Below are 21,101 nucleotides of genomic sequence, written 5' to 3' on the forward strand. Positions count from 1 at the left end.
GTGTGCAGAAGGGGCTACGCTGAAGCCAAAAGGGGGAAGTCCCATGAGCGAGCAAGACGACAACGACAGACCGCTGACACTACGAGAAATGCTGCAGAGCGTGCTGGCAGCCGCACTCGGTGTGCAGAGTGGCAAGAATCGCAGCCGCGATTTCAGCCGCGGCAAACCCAGCCATTTCATCATTCTGGGTGTGGTATTCACGCTGGTATTTGTGTTGGTGATCTTTTCAGTGGTCAAACTGGTGTTGCATCTGGCTGGGGTCTGACCGAAGCGTATCCCGCAAACTCAACTCGAAAAAAAGCCCTGCGACAGTGCCGGGCTTTTTTTCCTCTGAATTATTGCTGGCTAACCCAGAACACTGCGGTTACCACCACGAGCAGGATCAAGGCGAAAATCGCCACTGCGTCGACGGTGCTGTCCTGATCGCCTGATTCCAAGTGGTCGGTCATAACATCCCCTTTTCTTGTGGTTATAGATGAATACCCACAGAGTTAAGACCACTAAACCGAAGCGCTCAAGCGATAGCGCAGCAACAGGACCAGGTTTTTCTTAGTCCTGTTGGTTCAGTGCATATACGTAAACATCACTTTTGCCCTCTGGCTCGAACTGGTATCTTGCCCCGCCTCCGCTGGGAGTGCGCAGCCGTGAGTGCAGAAAAGCCGTAACAGCCAGCGCAATTGCAGCGATGCCCGAAGCGGCACGCTGATTTGCAACGGCCTGTTAGCTGTCTAATAAAGCAGTAGCCTGACCCACAGGATATATATGTACGTATACGACGAGTACGATCAACGGATCGTCGAGGACCGCGTCAAGCAGTTCCGCGATCAGACCCGCCGCTATCTGGCCGGCGAACTCTCAGGTGAAGAGTTCCGCCCTCTGCGTCTGCAGAACGGCCTGTACATTCAGCGATACGCACCCATGCTGCGAGTGGCTGTGCCTTATGGCCTGCTGTCGTCAAAACAGGTGCGCATGATGGCCAAAATCGCGCGCGACTACGACAAGGGCTATGCCCATATAAGCACCCGGCAGAACGTCCAGTTCAACTGGCCCGATCTGGAAGACGTGCCTGACATCCTGGCAGAACTGGCCACGGTGCAGATGCATGCCATCCAGACCAGCGGCAACTGCATTCGCAACACCACCACCGACCAGTTCGCCGGCATCGCCAAGGACGAGATCGTCGATCCGCGGCCCTGGTGCGAGATCATCCGCCAATGGTCGACATTCCACCCCGAATTCACCCACCTGCCGCGCAAGTTCAAGATCGCGGTCAACGGTGCGGTCAGCGATCGTGCTGCGATCGAAGTCCATGACATCGGCCTTGAAGCGGTAAAAAACCAGGCCGGCGAACTGGGCTTCCGCGTTTCGGTAGGTGGCGGCCTTGGCCGTACGCCGGTCGTGGGCAGCTTCATCAATGAATTCCTGCCGTGGCAGCACCTGCTCAGTTACCTCGACGCCATCCTGCGCGTATACAACCGCTATGGCCGCCGCGACAACAAGTACAAGGCGCGGATCAAGATTCTGGTCAAGGCGCTGACCCCGCAGGTATTCGCCGAGCGCGTCGATGCCGAATGGGCGCACCTGAAGGATGGCCCGACCACCTTGACCGAAGCCGAAGTGCAGCGCGTTGCGGCGTATTTCGTCGACCCGGCCTACCAACCGCTGGAGGACCAGGAAGAAGCGCTCGCCGCCCTGGAAAGCCAGCATCCGGGCTTCGCCCGCTGGCGGCAGCGCAATACCTTCGCCCACAAGAAGCCTGGCTATGTCGCAGTTACCCTGTCGCTCAAGCCAACTGGCGTGGCTCCGGGTGACGTGACTGACAAGCAGCTGGATGCAATCGCCGATCTTGCTGATCGCTATAGCTTCGGCGAAGTGCGCAACAGTCATAACCAGAACATCATTCTCGCGGACGTCGAGCAGAGCAAACTGTTCACCCTGTGGGGTGAGCTGCGTGAACACGGTTTCGCCACTCCGAACGTCGGCCTGCTGACCGACATCATCTGCTGCCCGGGCGGCGACTTCTGCTCGCTGGCCAACGCCAAGTCGATCCCGGTGGCAGAAGCCATCCAGCGACGCTTCGACGACCTCGATTACCTGTTCGATATCGGTGACATCGAGCTGAACATCTCTGGCTGCATGAACGCCTGCGGGCATCACCATGTCGGCCATATCGGCATTCTCGGCGTGGACAAGAAAGGCCAGGAGTTCTACCAGGTTTCCCTCGGCGGCAATTCGGGGCGCGAAGCCAGTCTGGCGCAGATCCTCGGCCCATCCTTCGCCCAGGACGACATGCCCGACGTGATCGACAAGATCATCAAGGTGTACGTTGAGCAGCGCAACGAAGAAGAAAGTTTCCTCGATACCTTCCGCCGTGTTGGCGTCGACCCGTTCAAGGAGCGCGTATATGCAGCGAATCATTAAGAACGGCGAGGTGCTCGACGAAACCTGGCACCTGCTGCCGAAGGACGCGACGCTGGACGACCTGTCCAACTGCGACGACCTGATCGTGCCACTCGCACTGTGGGTCGATCATGCCCATGCGCTCAAAGCACGCGACGGCGGCCTGGGTGTGTGGCTGGATGCTGGCGAGGAGATAGAGGAAATTGCCGATCAGTTGCAGCACTTCCAGGTGGTTGCCCTGAACTTCCCTGCGTTCACCGATGGCCGCCATTGTTCGACGGCTTACCTGCTGCGCACTCGTTACGGCTACACCGGCGAGGTGCGCGCCATTGGCGACGTGCTGCGCGATCAACTGTTCGCCCTCAGGCGTTGTGGCTTCGATGCCTTCGCCCTGCGCGAAGATAAAGACCCCTACGATGCACTGAAGGCTTTCGACGATTATTCGGAGGTCTATCAGGCTTCCAGCGATCAGCCACAGCCGCTGTTCCGCCGCCGCGCCTGATAAGCGTACGCGTAAAAAAGCCCTGTCTTGCAGGGCTTTTTTATGTCTATCAGTACGTTACCTTGATGTATTGATGCGACTGCTGACGCTGTCCCAGGCGGCCTGGGCCAACAGCTCACGACAATCGTCCAGTGCAGTATGGGTGCGTCCCGCCAGCCAGTTGCGGGTGAAGTCATGGGTCGGGCCGATAATCAGCGACGCCAGGCAATCGTCTGGCATGTCTTTGAATTGGCCCTGCTCACGGTATCCTGCGAGCGCATGGTAAATCCTCGAGAAATGCTCATGGTTGGCTTCGCGCAGCTCGCCGCCCCGCTCGCTCGCTTCGACCCGGCTACGACTGTGCAGGATGAACCGTGCCCAGTCCGGGTTGGCCACCACCCAGTCGATGTAACTGGTCACCAGTAGTTTCACGCAGGCTTCGGCGCTGCTCGCCTGGGCGAACCCCTGCTCCAGTAATTCGGCGTATTGGCCAGTGCCGACCATATAGAGCGCCGCGATAATCCCTTCTCTGTTGCCGAAGTGGTGGTAGAGGCTGCCAATGCTTGCGCCTGAACGATCGCGGATCATCTCGATGGTGGTGGCATCCACGCCGACTTCGGTGAAACAGGCCAGCGCAGCCTGCAGGATCTCGTCTTTACGGGTACGGCGGCCCATGGTGGTCCTTGTGGGTACGACGGGCATCACTGGCGGCGTGATGCCATTTGATGGGATGTTCGTTTCGCCTGCACGGCGCTGGGTCAGTCGATGCGAACCAGCACCCGGCCAACCAATTGACCGGCCAGTATCCGGCTGATGGCGTCCGGCAGCTGGTCGAGGCTGACTTCGCTGACCAGCTGTTCCAGGCCTTCGACTTTCCACTGCAACGACAGCTTGTCCCACATGGACGCTTTAACCACCAGCGGCAACTCCACCGAGTCGACGCCCAGCAGATTCACTCCACGCAGGATAAACGGCAGCACGCTGGCATTGAACGCCACACCTGCGGTCAAGCCACAACAGGCGGCGCTGCCGCCGTAACGCAGCGCCTTGACCACGTTGAACAGGATGTCGCCGCCCACGGTATCGACCGCGCCCGCCCACTGCTCCTTCAGCATTGGACGCTGCGCGCCATCCTGCAATGCACTGCGCGCCACGATCTGGCTGGCACCCAGACGCTGCAGCCACTCGCCCTGCTCGGCCTTACCGGTGGACGCCGCGACGGTAAAACCGAGTTTGGCCAGCAACGCCACCGCGATGCTGCCAACGCCCCCGGTCGCGCCTGTCACCAGGACGGGTCCGTCCTCTGGCGTGACACCGCTCTGCTCCAGTTTGTCCACGCACAGCGCGGCGGTCAGACCGGCCGTGCCCAGCACCATGGCCTCGCGTAGCGACAGCCCTTGCGGGCGCCTCAGCGCCCAGCCTGCCGGCACACGGATGTATTGAGCGAAGCCACCGGCCGTATTCATGCCCAGGTCGTAACCGGTGACGATCACCTCGTCGCCAACATTGAATTCGGCGACGCTGGACGCCTCCACCACGCCCGCGGCATCGATGCCCGGCGTATGCGGAAACTGCTTGGTAACACCCCGGTTGCCGCTGGCGGACAGCGCGTCCTTGTAGTTGAGCGAGGAGTACTTGACCCGGATCAGCAAATCGCCCGGCGGCAGCTGCGCGAGGTCACGCTCGACGATCACCTGCTCGAACGTACCCGAGTCGGTTTCGCGGATCTGCAATGCCTTGAAGGTGGTCATCTTGAAGTCCTCTTTTTGTGGGGCGAACTACCAGAAACGTTGTTGGCTCAGCCGACTCAGCCAGCTCAGGGCGAAGCGATCCAGGGCCACGCTGGCCGCCAGGCCTACGCGCTCCTGCAGGCTCTTCTTCTCGGCATAGTGCAGATGGAACAGCTCGGCGTCTCTGGCCCGTTCGGCGAGGTATTCATCGCTGGTTCTGAGGTCGTCGACCAGCTGTTTTTCCAGGGCAGCTATCCCCAGCCAGATTTCGCCCGTGGCGACCTCATCGATTTCGAGTTGCGGGCGGTAACGGGCGACGAAGTTCTTGAACAGCGCGTGTGTCGTGTCCAGGTCTTCCTGGAATTTTTCCCGGCCCTTTTCGGTGTTCTCGCCGAATACCGTCAAGGTGCGCTTGTACTCGCCGGCAGTCAGCAGCTCGACATCGATGTTGTGCTGTTTCAATAGCCGATGCAGGTTGGGCAACTGTGCCACCACGCCAATCGAGCCGAGGATGGCGAACGGCGCGGCGATAATCTTTTCACCGATGCAGGCCATCATATAACCGCCGCTGGCGGCGACCTTGTCGATACAGACCGTAAGCGGAATGCCGGCCTGGCGGATGCGCACCAGCTGCGATGAAGCCAGCCCGTAGCTGTGGACCATGCCGCCGCCGCTTTCCAGGCGCAGCACCACTTCGTCCTGGGCCGTGGCCATGCTCAGCACGGCGGTGATTTCATGGCGCAGGCTGTCGGTTGCGGAGGCTTTGATGTCCCCGTCGAAATCCAGAACATAGACACGCGGTTTCTGGGCGCCGGCTTTCTTCTCCAGCTTCGCGGCCTTGGTTTGTGCCTTGTGCACGACTTTCAGCTGATCCTTGCTCAGCACCGACTGCTGCAGCCGATCATGCAGTTGCTTGTAGAAGTCGTTCAGTTTCGAAACCTGCAGTTGCCCGCTGCTGCGACGGCCTTTGCCCCGCAAAGCGGCGATCGTGATCAGTACCACCAGAATGGCAACGACCAAGGTAATGGTCTTCGCCAGAAAACTCGCATACTCGACAAGAAACTCCACACCCTTCCCCTTGATTGAATCCGCCGCCTAGCCGCCGGCGACGCCGATAGTGCTCAAGCATACCGACGCCACCGCCTGCCGACCAGCAACCGAGCCCGGCCAGCGACCTGTGTCACCATTCAAACAAGCGTATGTTTTTCCGTTGACAGCGCTCGACGATCCTCTATACCCTCGCGAAACTTTCACCGTGGCGGAACAGCGCGAACGTGGGCAGCATCTACCTGATCAGACATGGCCAAGCCTCATTCGGCGCCGACGACTATGACGTGCTGTCGCCCATCGGTATTCGCCAGGCCGAAGTCCTTGGCGCACATCTGGCACAGCTCGGTGTGCGACTTGATCGCAGCCTGAGCGGCACCTTGCGGCGCCAGCAACACACCGCCAATATCGCGCTTGATCAATACGCCACTGCTGGTATGTCCGCCCCTGCGCTGGAAATCGATTCCGCTTTCAACGAGTTCGACGCCGACGCGGTGGTCCGTTCGCTGTTGCCCGATTTGCTTAGCGAAGAACCCCACGCGCTGGAGATCCTGCGCAACGCGGCGCAGAACCGCGCGGAATTTCAGCGCCTGTTCGCCATCCTGGTTGGTCGCTGGATTTCCGGGGAACACGAAAAACCCGACTTGCTCAGCTGGCGCGAGTTCGTCAGCCAGGTTCAGGCGGGCCTCGAGCGGCTACTCGAACAGGCGGCGAGCAAACAGAACATCGCCGTATTCACCTCAGGCGGTACCGTCACCGCCCTACTTCACCTGATTACGGGCGTAGCGCCGGCCAAGGCTTTCGAGCTCAACTGGCAAATCGTCAACACCTCACTAAGCTGCCTGAAGTTCCGCGGCAGCGAAGTGAGCCTGGCTTCCTTCAATAGCCATGTGCATTTACAGCTGTTGAAGGCGCCGGAACTCATCACTTACCGCTGAGCTCCGGCCCATTGCGCCTTAGGCGCGCGAAAAACCTGAAAATAAAGGAAGAAACCATGAGCGTTGCAGACATCGTCAATACCATGCAGTCCAAGTTCAACGCCGGTGCCGCCGCGGGCCTGGACCTGGTATTCCAATTCAACATCGAAGACGGCGAAAACCACTACCTGGTCGTGAAAGACGGCACTTGCGACGTTCAGCAAGGTGATAACCCGAACGCCAACGTAACCCTGATCATGGACACCGAAACCCTGAAAGGCATCACCACCGGCGAAACCGACGGCATGCAGGCTTTCATGAGCGGCAAGCTGCGCGCTGAAGGCGACATGATGCTGGCAATGAAATTGGGCGAGCTGTTCCCGGTATAAGCGCTACGCTTATCGAAGGCCGCATGAAAACCGGAGTCCTGTACTCCGGTTTTTTTTCGCCCTGATTTAACCAACCTGAAGAATCAGGCAGCTTGATTGTGTAGCAACACGCCTGCCTATAACGAGGTGTTGCGCTTGTGAGCACCCAGGCCGCGCATTAGATTAGCCAATAATCTCGGGCACCCATCATAAGTAGAAGGGATAAGCATGACGCTTACTGACCAGTCCACTCGCATCCGCGAAGGCGAAGAACTCGACGCCGCGATCATCGACCAGTACCTCAAGGCGCATATTCCCGGCCTGACTGGCGAACCGCGCATCAGCCAGTTTCCCGGTGGTGCCTCGAACCTGACTTACCTGCTCGAATATCCGCACCAGGAGTTCGTGCTACGCCGCCCGCCTTTCGGCCACAAAGCGAAATCGGCCCATGACATGGGCCGCGAATTTCGCATCCTCAACCAGCTCAACGCGGGTTTTCCGTATTGCCCCAAGGCTTACGTGCACTGCACCGATGAGTCGGTGATCGGCGCCGAGTTCTATGTCATGGAACGGGTCAACGGCATCATCCTGCGCTCGGACATGCCTGCCGAGCTGAACTTCAGCGCCGAGCAAACCCGCACGCTGTGTAAGAGTTTCATCGATAAGTTCGTCGAACTGCACCGCGTCGACTATCAGGCCTGCGGCCTCGGCGACCTCGGTAAACCGGAAGGCTACGTGCAGCGCCAGATTGGTGGCTGGAGCGATCGCTATGAAAAGGCCCTTACTCCGGATGCACCCACCTGGGAGCCGGTCAAGGCGTGGCTCAAGGACAAGATGCCAGCCGACCATCACACCCCGGGCATCGTGCATAACGACTACCGCTTCGACAACGTCATCCTTGATCCGGCTAACCCGCAGGAGATCATTGGCATTCTCGACTGGGAACTGACCACCATTGGCGACCCCTTGATGGACCTGGGCAACACCCTCGCCTACTGGATCGAAGCCGGCGACCCGGCGCCCGTGCAGATGATGCGCCGCCAACCCAGCAATGCTCCTGGCATGCTGACGCGCCGCGAATTCGTCGATTACTACGCCGAGCGCTCGGGCATCCGTATCGACAACTTCGACTTCTACTACACCTATGGCCTGTTCCGCCTGGCCGGCATCGTGCAGCAGATCTACTACCGCTTCTACCATGGCCAGACCAAGGACAAGCGCTTCGCCCAGTTCGTAATGATGAACAAACTGCTCGAGCAGATGAGCCTGCAGGTCATCAACAAATCCACGCTCTAACCCGGCCCACACAAGGTACTGACCGCATGTCCAAGACCCCATTGTTCGACCTAGACGGCAAAATCGCTTTCGTTTCCGGTGCCAGCCGCGGTATCGGCGAAGCCATCGCCAAATTGCTCGCGCAGCAAGGCGCCCACGTGATCGTCTCGAGCCGCAAGATCGACGATTGCCAGAAAGTCGCCGACGCCATCATTGCCGACGGCGGCAAGGCCACCGCGGTTGCCTGCCACATCGGCGAGATGGAGCAGATCCAAAATGTCTTCGCCGTCATCCGCGAGCAGTTCGGCCGCCTCGACATCCTGGTCAACAACGCCGCGACCAACCCGCAGTTCTGCAACGTCCTGGACACCGATTTGGGTGCATTCCAGAAAACCGTCGATGTGAATATCCGCGGCTACTACTTCATGTCCATCGAAGGCGGCAAGCTGATGAAGCAGAACGGTGGTGGCAGCATCATCAACGTCGCGTCGATCAACGGCGTTTCGCCAGGCGAGTTCCAGGGCATCTATTCGGTGACCAAGGCTGCGGTGATCAGCATGACCAAGGTATTTGCCAAGGAGTGCGCGCAATTCGGCATTCGCTGCAATGCCTTGCTGCCAGGCCTGACCGATACCAAGTTCGCTTCGGCGCTGACCAAGAACGATGCCATTCTCAATGTGGCGCTGCAGCGTATCCCGCTCAAGCGCGTGGCCGACCCGAGCGAAATGGCCGGCGCAGTGCTGTATCTGGCCAGCGATGCATCCAGCTACACCACCGGCGTGTCGCTGAACGTCGATGGCGGCTTCCTCTCCTGAACACGCCAGCAGCCTAAAAAGCGATAAAAAAGGGACCTTCGGGTCCCTTTTTTTTGCATGCCGGCAGCTGTTATTGCCAGTCTTGCAGCGCCTGTTTGGCAGCCTGGTTCATCGGCTGCGCCAGCAGGCCGGTAGGCGTCAGGCTGACGCTAAATACCGCATCGTCAGCCATGGGCAGATAGGTTACCCGCTGCGCCTGCGGATCGAACAGGAACAGATCCCGCTGGCTTAGCCGCAACCAGCGCCACAGATCGACACCATAAGGACTCTGCGCCAACGCCACGCGCCCGTGCTGAGCCAATGCCTGCTGTTCGATGGCGAGAAAGCGACCGCTGAGCGTTTCCAGTCGGTAGCCCGGCTCCAAGCCGATCAACGCAGCGAGCCCTTTCCATTGCAGCACCCGCGCATCCAGCTGCCAGAGATCGCCTTCGAGCGTGACAGTGCGTTCGTGGTTACCTTCCAGGATATTGACCTGATACCGCGAGCCGTCGCCCTGAAAGCTCAAGGTCACGATCGGTTTGTCTTCCGGCAACGGCGAGTAGCTGTAGAGATCGTAAGCCACCAGGCCGATCAGACCGGCCAACGCCAGAAAGACCAAGCCAAAAGTGCCGCGCAACCAGCCCAGAAACCAGCTGCTGTTGAACAGGATGCGTGCGGCGACAAACACCACCAGTACTGCGAGAAGCGCTATTGCCCAGGCCAGGCCGTCGTATTGCATCGACTCAATTCCTTCTGCGTGAAAATGCCGGCATTATGCGCAGCTACCTCGCTGGCGAACAGCGAGATCACTGCACAATCAGACACAGGCCGTGTTTTTCATGCCCCTGCCTTTCGAGTTGGCCGTCGAGCCAACGACGCTCGTTTTGTTGGCGCTGGTTGCATTTGTCGCAGGCTTTATCGACGCCATTGCCGGCGGCGGCGGCCTGTTGACCATTCCCGCCTTGCTCACAGCCGGCCTGCCACCGCATCTGGTACTGGGCACCAACAAGCTTTGCGCGACCTTTGGTTCCGCAACCGCCAGTTACACCTTCTATAAACGCAAGCTGTTTCTGCCCATGCAGTGGCGCAATGCCTTGATTGGCACCGCTGTAGGCGCGGTGCTTGGCGCCGCTCTTGCGCAATGGCTGCCTGCCGCCTGGCTCAACCAGATGCTGCCGGCGGTGGTCTTTGCCTGCGGGCTTTATCTGCAGTTTGGCAACACACCCGAAACAGCGACGCTCAGAGCCTTGCCCATCGCCCAAGGCCGGCAATGGCCGCAGGGCATCGCGCTGGGATTTTATGATGGGGTCGCCGGCCCAGGTACGGGCGCGTTCTGGACCGTCAGCAGCCTGCTGCTGTACCCGATCGATTTGTTGCGCGCCAGTGGCGTGGCACGGTCGATGAATTTCGTCAGCAACGTCTGTGCACTCACGGTGTTTATCGCAACCGGGCAGGTCGCCTGGCTGCTGGGCATCTGCATGGGCATGGCGCTGATGGCCGGGGCTTTTCTAGGGGCGCGCACGGCGATTAAGGGCGGCTCCAGGTTTATCCGCCCGGTATTCATTCTGGTGGTATTGGCTTTGACCGCGCGCTTAGCTTGGCAGCACTGGTTCGGGCATGCCTAGGCGCTGCGCGACATACACATCGATCAGGTAGCGGGCGATGGAACGCGACGCTGGCAGCGGCGGCAGCCGATGCACGCTGAACCATTGGGCATCCTCGATTTCATCGGCCTGCATGACGATTTCACCGCCAGCGTATTCGGCATGAAAACCCAGCATCAGCGAGTGGGGAAACGGCCAACCCTGGCTGCCGAGGTACTGCAGGTTCTTGACCTCGACGCCAACCTCTTCACGCACTTCGCGCGCCACGCAGGCTTCGACCGACTCGCCGGCTTCAACGAAACCCGCCAGGGTGCTGTAGACGCCCGCAACAAATCGCGGCGAGCGCGCCAGCAACACCTCGTCGCCACGGGTGACCAGCACGATCATGCTTGGCGATAACCGCGGGTAGTGGTGCAGCGCGCAACGCGGACAATGCATCGCCCGCTCGCCAGCAATGTGCTGCATGGCACCGGCGCAACTGCCGCAGAAGCGATGCTGCGCTGCCCAGGTGCCCACTTGGGTGGCATAGCTCAACAGCTTGAAAGTATCGGCGTCGCCTTGCAGCATGAACTGGCGCAGGCTTTGCCAGGAGCAGCTGGCCATTTCGAATGGCTCCGCCAGTTCCAAGAGGTAAACGGCGTCACCGTCGAAGTGGCCGATACCATGCTCGGCAACTACCGGCAGCTCCTGTTTTTTCAACCACTCGCGGGGGAACAGTACCCCGTTGCCATCCGCGAGAAAGTGTTGCTTGCAGTGTGCCACCACCCAGCCGCCCGGCTGCTGGTGATCCACTACGCTCGGCTGCCAGCGAGCCACCATTAGGCGGGCACCGGCATGCCCAGCACACGCACGCTTTCTTCAGCCAGATCCAGCACGCTAGGCTTGGTTTCCGGGCGCAGAACCGCGCCGGCTTCGAGGTAATACTCCAAGCTGCTCAATGCATCGGCGAGGGTTTCGAGCATCTGCTCCGAAGGCATGTGGGGCGAGTCGAGCATCTGCTTCTGGATGTAGTCGGCGCAGGCACCCACCAGCATGGCGGCACGCTCCTGACCAAGGAACCACAAGCCACCCCGCACCGCTTGCAGGCTGAAAGGCACATTGGACAGGTGCATCCGGTCGCCCGCGGACTCCAGGTACGCGGTGATCGCCCGCTTGGCCAGTCCCAGCCCACCCTGCGCTTCGTCGACTACAACGATGCGCGCCTCGGTGAGCTGATGCTGAGCAAAGGATTCCGCTTCGGCACCCGGCAAGGCAAGCGCTGGCCGGCTTTCATGACGGTCACCGCGCTCCAGGCTGGCAACCATGCCTTCCACATACAGCACGGCATCGGCCAAGCGCAGCAGCTCATCGGACGGTGGTGCGCTCTCTTCGCTCCAGCCCGCGACCGTCTGCAATTGCGCGCTCAGCGAGTTTCCGGCCGAACTCAATCCGACCATGCCCAAGGTTTTGCTCAACTTGCCCAGCAGCGCATGCAGGCTGGACAGATTGTCGGCCTGCAGGGTGCCACGCTCGATCAGGTCGAGCATGTCTTTGAGGCTGGCGAGCTCCTCGCGAATAGCCGAACTCAGGGAGCGCATTACCGCCTGGCCCGGACCGGCAAGACGCTGGTATTCCTCTTCCAGCATATGATCGGTAAACGGCAGAGCCGCCAGGCCGAACACCTCACGCAGCGGGGTGACCAGCGGGCCGCGGCTGTCAGCCAGGGCAACCAGGTACAGCAGCTCCTTGAGCAGGTTGCGCGGCGCTTCGTACTGGGTATTGCCCAGCATCTGCTTGAGTTCCCGGTCGATCCGGGAGAACAGCTGCTTGCGCGACTTGCGCGCCAACAACTGGCCGTCGACCTGGGCCTCCAGTGCCGCCGCGCCGATCCAGCACAGACGACCGCGGGGCTCATTGGCGTACAGGGCATCGAGACGGCTCATCGCGCGCCCCATCAGCTTGAGGCTGGCCTGTGGGTTCTGCTCGCGAATGAACCCAAGCAGCCCGACCTGGTACATGTGCCGTAGACGGCGTCCCTCTCCTTCCTTGGCGGCCGCGTCCAGACTGGATGGCGTGCTGCGCGGGCGAGGCTGATCAAGACGAACGCTGAAAAAGAAGCTCTCCGGCAACGCAGGCTGACCGCCGGCGTGGCGCAGATCGTTGATTGCGGGAAGCAGCAGCTCTGGCATTTCCTGCCGGTGCGCTTCGACGTTTTCCAGGTATTGACGCAGCACGTGCAAGGCATTGCTCAAGGCCGAGAGCTGCACGTCGCGCTCTTCACCGGCACCGGCCGGGATATCGGTGGCCTGATCGAGGACTTCCTGGGCGAGCAGCTCGGCACCAGTCTGCTCGATCAGATTGAGGGTGCCACGCACCTGCTGAAGATTCTCCACCGCTTGCTGCAGCAGGCTGCCGTTATGGCGATCAGCAATGAATTGCTCGAGGCTCGACTCAGCCTCCTCCATGGTGGTGAACAGTTCGTTACGCACCAAGCCAAGGGACGTGGCTCCAGAAACCATGAGCTAAAGCGCCTCCCGCGCTGGTAGAGAAAACAGATGCGGGCACTGCATCAGTCGGCAAATTCCGGCTTTTGCTTGCTCATGTGAGCCGCCATCGCTACCCGCAAATCGGCGGATTGCAGCATGGCGGCGTTCCAGGTGGCGATGTACTCGAGGCCGTCATCCACGCGGTGATCGCGCATGTAGCGAATCATTTCCTTGGTGCCACGCACGGCGATAGGTGACTTGGCCGCGATTTCCCGGGCAATCTGCATCACGCCTTCAAGCAATGCCTCGGTGTCAGCGAACGTGCGGTTCACCAGGCCGATACGGCGCGCCTCTTCACCATCGATAGTGCGCCCGGTGAATGCCAGTTCGCGCATCATGCCGTCACCGATGATGCGCGGCAGACGTTGCAGGGTGCCGACATCGGCGGCCATGCCGACATCGATTTCCTTGATCGAAAACTGCGCATCGGCCGTCGAGTAACGCATGTCGCACGCTGAAATCAGGTCGATCGCGCCACCCAGGCAATAGCCCTGAATGGCGGCCAGCACTGGTTTGCGGCAGTTGTCGACAGCGTTGAACGAAGCTTGCAGTTCGAGAATCTTGCGCCGCAAGGTCTCGGCATTGCGGCCGACGTCCTTGCCCAATTGATTGCCCACTTGCGCCAGCATCATCAGGTCGATGCCGGACGAGAAATGTTTGCCTGCACCGGACAGCACTACTGCCCGCACCTCGTCGGTCGCATCTATCCAGCGGAAGATATCGATGATCTCCGTCCAGAACTCAGCGCTCATGGCGTTGATTTTTTCCGGTCGATTGATCACGACATGGGCAATTTTATCTGCCAACTCGACACGAAAGGCTTGGTAGTCGGACACGGCAGTCATCCTCGGCAACGGGCAGCGCAAGAGTTCATAAAATTTTTTTTATGGAAAAGCCGGCCAACTATAACAAGCACGGCACAAAAGTCGATGCCGATGACTGTGATATGGAACACGCGTCCAAGTTAAACAAAACTTTTCAATTTCAGACTTAAACGATTGATCTGCCGATCATCTCGCTGCCCTGGGATGGATGCATTGAAGGGCGCTCCAGCGCAACGGAACGCCCCGCCAACGCCCCCTAGATGCGGATGCAATTCACGGTGTATGCCACCCCATTGGCGTCTTCCTGACGCTGCAGCCCATGCACATCCGCGTCAAAACCGGGAAAGCTGAGGTCGAAGGTCCGCGCGAACGCCAGGTAGTCGAGGATCGAGCGGGTGGCCGCAGTGAAGCGCTCACCCGGCATGATCAATGGAATACCAGGCGGATACGGCACCAGCATCACGGCCGCAATCCGCCCTTCCAGTTGATCGATAGGCACCGCCTCGACCTCGCCACGCACCAGCTGGTTGTAGGCATCGGCCGGCTTCATGGCGACTTCCGGCAACACGGTATACATGCGTTTCATGGCTTTGGCGGTCGCGTTGTCGCCGTAGCAGCGATGCAGCGAGTCGCAGAGGTCACGCAACCCCATGCCTTGGTATTGCGCGCCGCCAGCACGGGCAATTGACGGCAGGGCGTCGATCAATGGCAGGTTGGTGTCGTAACTGCGTTTGAACTCGAGCAGTTCGGTCAGCAGCGTGCTCCATTTGCCCTTGGTAATGCCCATGGAGAACAGCACCAGGAACGAATAGAGGCCGGTCTTTTCCACCACCAGCCCACGCTCCCAGAGAAACTTGCTGACCACGGCCGCGGGGATGCCGCGTTGATCCAGCCGACCGCCCGCAGTCAACCCTGGTGTGACCAAGGTCACCTTGATCGGGTCGAGCAGCACATAGTCTTCGGCCACATCGCCGAAGCCATGCCAGTCGGCTTGCGGTTGCAGCAGCCAGTCGAGCGTGGCCACATCGTCGGTGCCCTCGACCTGGGGCGGTTGCCAGATGCTGAACCACCAATCCTCGGCGCTCAGGTTCTGCCGCAGATTGGCCAGGGCGCGCCTGAAGCTCAGGGCTTCATCGAAGGTTTCCTGAATCAGCGAGCGACCCGCCGGTCCTTCCATCATTGCCGAGGCTACATCGAGCGAGGCGATGATGCCGTACTGCGGCGAGGTGGAAATGTGCATCATGAAGGCTTCGTTGAAGCGATCCCGATCAAGCTGCCGGGCCCCGCCATCCTGCACGTGAATCATCGAGGCCTGGCTGAAGGCTGCCAGCAACTTGTGGGTGGAATGGGTGGTGAACACCAGCGGGCCCTGATCCTCGCGCGAGGTGCCCATCCCATAACGGCCCGCGTAGAACTCGTGAAATGCCGCGTAGGCGTACCAGGCCTCGTCGAAATGCAGCACTTCGACACTGTTGCCGAGGGTCTGCTTGATCAGCTCGGCGTTGTAACACAGGCCGTCGTAGGTCGAGTTAGTCACCACCACCAGCTTGACCATCGCCCCGCTGCTATTCGGCACCCGCCCTCTGGCCAACGGACTGGCGTCGATTTTTGCCTGGATCGACTCGCGGGAAAATTCGCTGAGCGGGATCGGCCCGATGATGCCCAGTTCATTACGCTCAGGACACAGGTACAGCGGAATCGCGCCGGTCATGATGATGGAGTGGAGGATCGACTTGTGGCAGTTACGGTCGACCAGCACCAGGTCGTCGCGACCGACCATGCTGTGCCAGACGATCTTGTTCGCCGTGGAGGTGCCGTTGATCACGAAGAAGGTGTGATCGGCGCCGAAGTTGCGTGCGGCGCGCGCCTCGGCCTCGGCCAGCGGCCCGGTGTGATCGAGCAGCGAGCCCAGCTCTGGCACCGACACCGACAAGTCCGAACGCAGGGTGTTCTCACCAAAAAACTGATGAAAGGCGCGCCCGACCGGGCTTTTTCGATAGGCAACGCCGCCGCCATGACCGGGTGTGTGCCAGGAATAGTTGGATTGCGCGGTGTGCTGCACCAACGCCTTGAAAAACGGCGGCAGCAGGCCGTCCAGATAATTGCGCGCCGCACGGGCAACCTGCCGCGCGAGAAAAGGTACGGTGTCTTCGAACAGATAGAGAATGCCGCGCAACTGATTGAGGTCGATCATCGCCGCCGCCGGCGCGTTTTCGATGGTCACCTGCTCGCCGATGGCGAAAATCGGCAGCTGCGGCGCTCGCACACGAGCGATGCGGATCAGCTCGACCATGTCCTGCAGCAGACCCTTGTCTTCACCGGCGCCTTCGGCGGCAACCAGAATGCAGGCCAGGCCATGGTGCGTGGAGGCAACGATGCGCCCTTCCGCTGAGCTGGCGGTGGAGAGAATGCTGAAGCCGTCCTGTTCGAGTTCAAGTGCGATGGCGCGCACGCGATCACCGGCAACGGTATCGGCCTTGATGTCGCGGTGCACGATCAGGACTGGGAACTTGAGGTCTTTATACATTGTGGCGTCCCTGGGTGTGGCAGGTCGTGGCCTGCCTATCGCCTCAGGTTAGAGGCTTGCCTTCCCAGGCGGAACCCCTACCGCATCACGCTATACGAAAAGGTCGCGCCGCCATAACTCAGGCGCGCTCACGCCTCGGCGGGCACTTGCTCAAGCTGGGTCCAGAGAGCAGGTGCGCCAGCGGACTTCTCGATCACGGCAAGCCGCGCCAGATGCTCGCTCAATTCGTCAGCGCTGGCGCGAACGACACGGGTACGCGGACGATCAGCCGCCAGGCGGCGAATCGCGCTGGGCTGCTGACGGCCATTGCTGTCGCCTTCAGAGCCATCGCCGGCGAGCGACAGATTGGTCTGTCCGCCCGTCATGGTCAGGTAGACGTCGGCCAGGATCTCCGCATCGAGCAAGGCGCCGTGCAAATCGCGCCCGGAGTTGTCGACGCCATAGCGCTTGCACAGTGCATCAAGGCTGTTGCGCTGGCCGGGATGACGCTCCCTGGCCATCATCAGGGTGTCGAGGATCGAGCAGTACTCGCTGATATCGGCGCGATCAGCCTGCTTGATCAGGGCGAACTCGTTGTTGAGAAAGCCCACGTCGAACGCGGCGTTGTGAATGATCAGCTGCGCGCCTTTGATGAACTCGAAGAACTCATCGGCTACGTCCTTGAAGCGCGGCTTGTCTTCGAGAAAATCATTGGTAATGCCGTGGACCGCAATCGCGCCCTCATCGATCTCCCGATCAGGCTGCAGATAGACATGGAAGTGCCGACCCGTCAGGCGCCGGCCGATCAGCTCGACGCAGCCGATTTCGATCACCCGGTGGCCATCGTTAACCGGCATACCGGTGGTTTCGGTATCGAGCACCACACTACGCATGTTTCAACCCTCTCATTTCGTCGACGCCGCGGTTGGCCAGCATGTCGGCATGCTCGTTGCCAGGATGGCCGGTATGGCCACGCACCCATTGCCAAGTGACGTTATGGCGATTGACCTGTTCGTCCAGCTGTTGCCACAGATCGGCATTTTTCACCGGCTGCTTGGCGGCTGTTTTCCACCCGCGCTTCTTCCAGTTGGGCATCCAGTCCTGAATGCCCTGCATCACGTACTGCGAGTCGGTGATCAGGCGTACTTCACAGCTGCGTTTCAACTCGGCCAAACCGCGAATTGCCGCCATCAGCTCCATGCGGTTATTGGTGGTCTGCGCCTCGCCACCCCAAAGTTCCTTGTGCACGCCCTTGAAAATCAGCAACGCCCCCCAGCCACCGACACCCGGATTACCCTTGCAGGCGCCGTCGGTGTAAATCTCGACCTGTTCACTCATAGGTGCTCTTAATGCTCTGATTACGCCGGCTGACCTTGGCAACTGGCATCGGTAACAATTTGCCTATCGGCTCGCGTCGCGATTGCCGCAATGGGCGCAGGCCGACCACCAGCTTGCGTGCCACCAGGATATAGAAGCCGCCACCCGGCAGTTGCCAGGCGTTGCCCCAGGTTTCCAGGCTGGCCAGGCGCGCCTGCCAGGCGCTCGAAGAAAGCGGCGGACGATAGCATCCGAAGCGGCGTTTCTCCAGCGCGAAACCGAGCAGGTGCAGCCAGTCGCTGACCCGACTCGGCGCGATGCAGCGAGCCTGCGCCAGGCCATCGCGAGTCATCAGATGGCGCAGCCCCCAGGTGCTGATCGGATTGACGCCCAGTATCACCAGATGCCCGCCAGGCCTGACACTTCGCGCGGCTTCACGCAACAATCCGTGGGGCGACAGGCTGAAATCCAGGCCATGCTGCAACAGCACCACATCGGCTGCGTGCTCGGTCAAGGGCCAGGCTTGCTCCTCGCAGACGATCTCCACGCCGTCGAACGGCGCGCCCATTCTGACGCTGCGTTGAATCTGACCGGCACCCGCAGCAGGCGTCACAGCCGGGCCGTAATGCACCAGGTAACTACCGAAGAATCGAGCCAGCTCTTCTTCCAGCAGGCGCTGCTCCTCGCCAAGCAGAAGCTGGCCATGGGCGCCCCTGAACCAGGTGCGAGCGCTGGCAATCAGGCTAAGCCAGTCGGCATCGGCGTTGGCAAATGGATCGTCGGACATGGGAATAACCTGCGTAGCCGTCGGTATCAATGAAGCCTAAGATGCACCTTTGTGTTCTGCTTAGCGACCCGCCAAATGATAAAGATTGACGCGCTCCCGGCATTTTCCGACAACTATATCTGGCTGCTGCAAGACGTCGAACGACGTCGCTGCGCTGTAGTCGACCCAGGCGACGCAGCACCTGTACTGGCCTGGCTGGCTGGCAATCCTGGCTGGCAACTCAGTGACATATTGATTACTCATCACCATTTCGATCATGTCGGCGGTATCGCCGAGTTGAAGGCGGCCACTGGCGCTCGGGTGATGGGGCCGGCCAACGAAAAGATTCCCGCTTGCGACCTGGCCCTGAGCGAAGGCCACTCGGTCGAGGTGCTCGATCACGCGCTACGGGTCATCGATGTACCCGGCCATACCCTCGGGCATATCGCCTATTACCAGGCCGACCAGCACTGGCTATTCTGCGGCGACACGCTGTTTGCCGGCGGCTGCGGTCGATTGTTCGAAGGCAGCCCGGCCCAGATGCACGACTCATTGGGGCGCCTTGCGGCGTTGCCCGATCAGACCCTGGTGTATTGCACCCATGAATACACCCTGAGCAATTTGCGTTTTGCACAAGCGGTTGAGCCTGCCAATGCGCGGCTGGCGGAGCGCCTGCGCGAGGTCACCGCATGGCGTGCCGCCGGGAAAATCAGCCTGCCCTCGACGCTTGAACTGGAGCGCGCCACCAATCCGTTCCTGCGCTGCCAGGAGCCCGCAATCGTCGATACAATCAACGAGCGCGAGGGCCTGCGCACACGCACCAGTGGCGAGGTATTCACCCAGCTGCGGGCCTGGAAAGACAGCTTCTAAAAGCTCGATAAGCCCGCAAAAAAACTGGTTAAAACTTGACCACACCCGCTTCGCTTCCTAGAATCGCCCGACTTTCAAAACCATAAGAACCCACCAGCCAATGCTGCCATTATCGCTCAAGACCTTGATTCCAAAGGGATTCGTTTATGGCGCTCAGGCACTTGTGGTGGCTCTCTGCATGACCCTAGTGGGCTGCCAAACCGCCTCTCAGGCGCCTGACCGAAGCCGCGATACGGATACGGCGGTTGGTCTGGAACAGGAGCCCGAGTGGCTGACCAGCACCATCAAAAAGCCGCAAGAACCCGAAGATATCTGGGAGCGCGTGCGCGGCGGCTACCAGTTGCAGGACAGCATCGGCATCAACCCTCGCATCGAACAGCAGCGCCTGTGGTTCGTCAGCAATCCGTCCTTCGTCGAAAAAGTCGGCGAACGTAGCAGCCCCTATATCCACTACATCGTCGAGCGGCTGGAAGAGCGCAACATGCCGATGGAGCTGGCGCTGTTGCCGATGATCGAAAGTGCTTACAACCCGCTTGCCTACTCCCATGCCCATGCCGTCGGCCTGTGGCAGTTCATCCCCTCCACCGGGCGCAATTTCAATCTGCGCCAGACCAGCTGGTACGACGGCCGTCGCGATGTCATGGCATCGACCAATGCGGCAATGAATTACCTGTCGCGCCTGCACGAAATGTTCAATGGCGACTGGCTGCTCGCACTGGCGGCCTACAACGCCGGTGAAGGTCGCGTCAGCCGAGCGATCGAGCGCAATCAGAAGCTCGGGCTGCCAACCGATTACTGGAATCTGACGTTACCGAGCGAAACCCAGAACTACGTGCCGAAATTACTGGCATTGTCCCAGGTCGTAATGAGCCCGGAAGCCTATGGCGTCAGCCTTGCGCCAATTGCCAACGAACCCTATTTCGAGAAGGTCGAACTCAAGCAGCGGATGGACCTGTCGCGCATTGCTGCGCTGGCGGACCTGGACGAGGATGAGTTGTACCTGCTCAACCCCGCCTTCAAGAGACGCGTCACCCTGGACGGGCCGCAGCACCTTCTGGTGCCAACTGGCAAGGCCGAGCTGCTGGCCGCCAACCTGCTGCTGATGAAGCCGGACGCGCTGGTCGACTGGCAGGAGTATCGGGTGCGTTCGGGCGACAGCCTGCATGGCATCGCCAACCGCTATCGCCTGACCGTCAATACGCTCAAGGAAATCAATCAGCTTTCCAGCAACAACCTGCAAGTCGGCCAGGTGTTGAGCATTCCGGCTGAGCCAGGCGCTGCGCCATCCGAACCCCTGTTTCAAAACACCGTCAGCAGAGCGCCTGCCTCGCGCAGCTACCGGGTGAAAAACGGCGACAACCTCTGGCTGATCGCCAAGGCGCACAAGGTGTCGGTTAAGGACATCCAGCGCTGGAATACCCTGAAAGGTAACAAGCTGCGCACCGGCCAGGTTTTGAATCTGCAAGGCAGTAGCGCGACCCCGACCGCTGTCGCGCGCACCTCGTCCTCTGACCGCAATGCCGTGACCTATTACCGAGTGCGCTCGGGAGATTCGCTGTACATGATCGCCAAGCGCTTCAATGTGCAGATGCAGCATCTGAAGAGCTGGAATCCACGCACTGGTTCGGCGTTGAAACCGGGGCAGACACTGACGCTGTATCTGCCCCAGTGAGCTAA

21 protein-coding genes are annotated in these 21,101 nt (G+C 60.3%); 10 read left to right on the forward strand and 11 right to left on the reverse strand.

Going from position 1 to position 21,101, the window contains the following annotated elements; all coding sequences use genetic code 11:
- The first annotated feature begins 43 nt into the window (after positions 1 to 43).
- The 3 genes from ACX0MV_RS08065 (at position 44) to ACX0MV_RS08075 (ending at position 2,902) form a co-directional block, all read left to right on the forward strand.
- Positions 44 to 265 (forward strand): DUF2970 domain-containing protein, encoded by a 222-nt coding sequence (locus ACX0MV_RS08065; protein ID WP_458981980.1) that lies wholly within the window; start codon positions 44 to 46, stop codon positions 263 to 265.
- 497 nt (positions 266 to 762) lie between these two features.
- Positions 763 to 2,421 carry a nitrite/sulfite reductase gene (locus ACX0MV_RS08070; RefSeq protein WP_458981981.1) on the forward strand — a complete coding sequence of 553 codons (1,659 nt, stop codon included), beginning with the start codon at positions 763 to 765 and terminating at the stop codon, positions 2,419 to 2,421.
- Positions 2,405 to 2,902: a DUF934 domain-containing protein gene (locus ACX0MV_RS08075; protein WP_458981982.1), complete on the forward strand. Its 498-nt coding sequence runs from the start codon at positions 2,405 to 2,407 to the stop codon at positions 2,900 to 2,902. The genes ACX0MV_RS08070 and ACX0MV_RS08075 overlap by 17 nt, the downstream gene beginning before the upstream one ends.
- A gap of 57 nt (positions 2,903 to 2,959) precedes the next feature.
- On the opposite strand, the gene ACX0MV_RS08080 is transcribed toward ACX0MV_RS08075, so the two are convergent.
- The 3 genes from ACX0MV_RS08080 to sohB form a co-directional block, all read right to left on the reverse strand.
- Positions 2,960 to 3,556 (reverse strand): TetR/AcrR family transcriptional regulator, encoded by a 597-nt coding sequence (locus ACX0MV_RS08080; RefSeq protein WP_458981983.1) that lies wholly within the window; start codon positions 3,554 to 3,556, stop codon positions 2,960 to 2,962.
- Between the two features lie 83 nt (positions 3,557 to 3,639).
- Positions 3,640 to 4,632: a YhdH/YhfP family quinone oxidoreductase gene (locus tag ACX0MV_RS08085; RefSeq protein ID WP_458981984.1), complete on the reverse strand. Its 993-nt coding sequence runs from the start codon at positions 4,630 to 4,632 to the stop codon at positions 3,640 to 3,642.
- A gap of 27 nt (positions 4,633 to 4,659) precedes the next feature.
- On the reverse strand, positions 4,660 to 5,679 hold the full coding sequence (gene sohB, locus ACX0MV_RS08090; protein WP_458981985.1) for a protease SohB: 1,020 nt from the start codon (positions 5,677 to 5,679) through the stop codon (positions 4,660 to 4,662).
- Positions 5,680 to 5,885: 206 nt separating this feature from the next.
- Here sohB and ACX0MV_RS08095 point away from each other — a divergent pair, with 206 nt between their 5' ends.
- The 4 genes from ACX0MV_RS08095 (at position 5,886) to ACX0MV_RS08110 (ending at position 9,033) form a co-directional block, all read left to right on the forward strand.
- Positions 5,886 to 6,596: a histidine phosphatase family protein gene (locus ACX0MV_RS08095; RefSeq protein ID WP_458981986.1), complete on the forward strand. Its 711-nt coding sequence runs from the start codon at positions 5,886 to 5,888 to the stop codon at positions 6,594 to 6,596.
- Between the two features lie 56 nt (positions 6,597 to 6,652).
- Complete coding sequence (locus ACX0MV_RS08100; RefSeq protein WP_458981987.1) at positions 6,653 to 6,964, forward strand: SCP2 sterol-binding domain-containing protein; 312 nt, start codon at positions 6,653 to 6,655, stop codon at positions 6,962 to 6,964.
- A 207-nt stretch (positions 6,965 to 7,171) separates the two neighbouring features.
- Complete coding sequence (locus tag ACX0MV_RS08105) at positions 7,172 to 8,239, forward strand: phosphotransferase family protein (RefSeq protein WP_458981988.1); 1,068 nt, start codon at positions 7,172 to 7,174, stop codon at positions 8,237 to 8,239.
- Positions 8,240 to 8,265: 26 nt separating this feature from the next.
- On the forward strand, positions 8,266 to 9,033 hold the full coding sequence (locus tag ACX0MV_RS08110) for an SDR family oxidoreductase (RefSeq protein WP_458981989.1): 768 nt from the start codon (positions 8,266 to 8,268) through the stop codon (positions 9,031 to 9,033).
- 70 nt (positions 9,034 to 9,103) lie between these two features.
- On the opposite strand, the gene ACX0MV_RS08115 is transcribed toward ACX0MV_RS08110, so the two are convergent.
- Positions 9,104 to 9,751 (reverse strand): hypothetical protein, encoded by a 648-nt coding sequence (locus ACX0MV_RS08115; protein ID WP_458981990.1) that lies wholly within the window; start codon positions 9,749 to 9,751, stop codon positions 9,104 to 9,106.
- Between the two features lie 100 nt (positions 9,752 to 9,851).
- Here ACX0MV_RS08115 and ACX0MV_RS08120 point away from each other — a divergent pair, with 100 nt between their 5' ends.
- The gene (locus ACX0MV_RS08120; RefSeq protein WP_458981991.1) at positions 9,852 to 10,637 is read left to right on the forward strand and encodes a TSUP family transporter; all 786 of its coding nucleotides are present in this window, start codon (positions 9,852 to 9,854) and stop codon (positions 10,635 to 10,637) included.
- Here the strand turns inward: ACX0MV_RS08120 and nudC are convergent.
- The 7 genes from nudC to ACX0MV_RS08155 all read right to left on the reverse strand — a co-directional run bounded on the left by nudC (position 10,605) and on the right by ACX0MV_RS08155 (position 18,575).
- A complete protein-coding gene (nudC, locus tag ACX0MV_RS08125) occupies positions 10,605 to 11,435 on the reverse strand; it encodes an NAD(+) diphosphatase (RefSeq protein WP_458981992.1) in 831 nt (276 codons plus the stop codon). The two genes, ACX0MV_RS08120 and nudC, sit on opposite strands and share 33 nt — an antisense overlap.
- Positions 11,435 to 13,114: a FimL-related protein gene (locus ACX0MV_RS08130; RefSeq protein WP_458981993.1), complete on the reverse strand. Its 1,680-nt coding sequence runs from the start codon at positions 13,112 to 13,114 to the stop codon at positions 11,435 to 11,437. The genes nudC and ACX0MV_RS08130 overlap by 1 nt, the downstream gene beginning before the upstream one ends.
- A 50-nt stretch (positions 13,115 to 13,164) precedes the next feature.
- A complete protein-coding gene (locus ACX0MV_RS08135) occupies positions 13,165 to 13,977 on the reverse strand; it encodes a crotonase/enoyl-CoA hydratase family protein (protein ID WP_458981994.1) in 813 nt (270 codons plus the stop codon).
- 244 nt (positions 13,978 to 14,221) lie between these two features.
- Positions 14,222 to 16,492, reverse strand: coding sequence for an Orn/Lys/Arg family decarboxylase (locus tag ACX0MV_RS08140; RefSeq protein ID WP_458981995.1), 2,271 nt, complete (start codon positions 16,490 to 16,492; stop codon positions 14,222 to 14,224).
- A 128-nt stretch (positions 16,493 to 16,620) separates the two neighbouring features.
- The gene (gene dnaQ / locus ACX0MV_RS08145) at positions 16,621 to 17,364 is read right to left on the reverse strand and encodes a DNA polymerase III subunit epsilon (protein ID WP_458981996.1); all 744 of its coding nucleotides are present in this window, start codon (positions 17,362 to 17,364) and stop codon (positions 16,621 to 16,623) included.
- Positions 17,357 to 17,809 (reverse strand): ribonuclease HI, encoded by a 453-nt coding sequence (gene rnhA, locus ACX0MV_RS08150; RefSeq protein ID WP_458981997.1) that lies wholly within the window; start codon positions 17,807 to 17,809, stop codon positions 17,357 to 17,359. The genes dnaQ and rnhA overlap by 8 nt, the downstream gene beginning before the upstream one ends.
- Positions 17,802 to 18,575, reverse strand: a complete 774-nt coding sequence (locus ACX0MV_RS08155; protein ID WP_458981998.1) for a class I SAM-dependent methyltransferase — start codon at positions 18,573 to 18,575, stop codon at positions 17,802 to 17,804. The genes rnhA and ACX0MV_RS08155 overlap by 8 nt, the downstream gene beginning before the upstream one ends.
- A gap of 75 nt (positions 18,576 to 18,650) precedes the next feature.
- Between ACX0MV_RS08155 and gloB the strand changes: the two genes are divergently transcribed.
- Both gloB and ACX0MV_RS08165 read left to right on the forward strand, forming a co-directional pair.
- Positions 18,651 to 19,424, forward strand: coding sequence for a hydroxyacylglutathione hydrolase (gloB, locus tag ACX0MV_RS08160; RefSeq protein ID WP_458981999.1), 774 nt, complete (start codon positions 18,651 to 18,653; stop codon positions 19,422 to 19,424).
- Between the two features lie 100 nt (positions 19,425 to 19,524).
- Positions 19,525 to 21,096 (forward strand): LysM peptidoglycan-binding domain-containing protein, encoded by a 1,572-nt coding sequence (locus ACX0MV_RS08165; RefSeq protein WP_458982000.1) that lies wholly within the window; start codon positions 19,525 to 19,527, stop codon positions 21,094 to 21,096.
- The last annotated feature ends 5 nt before the right edge of the window (positions 21,097 to 21,101 follow it).

The organism is Pseudomonas cistanchae, from assembly GCF_054483635.1.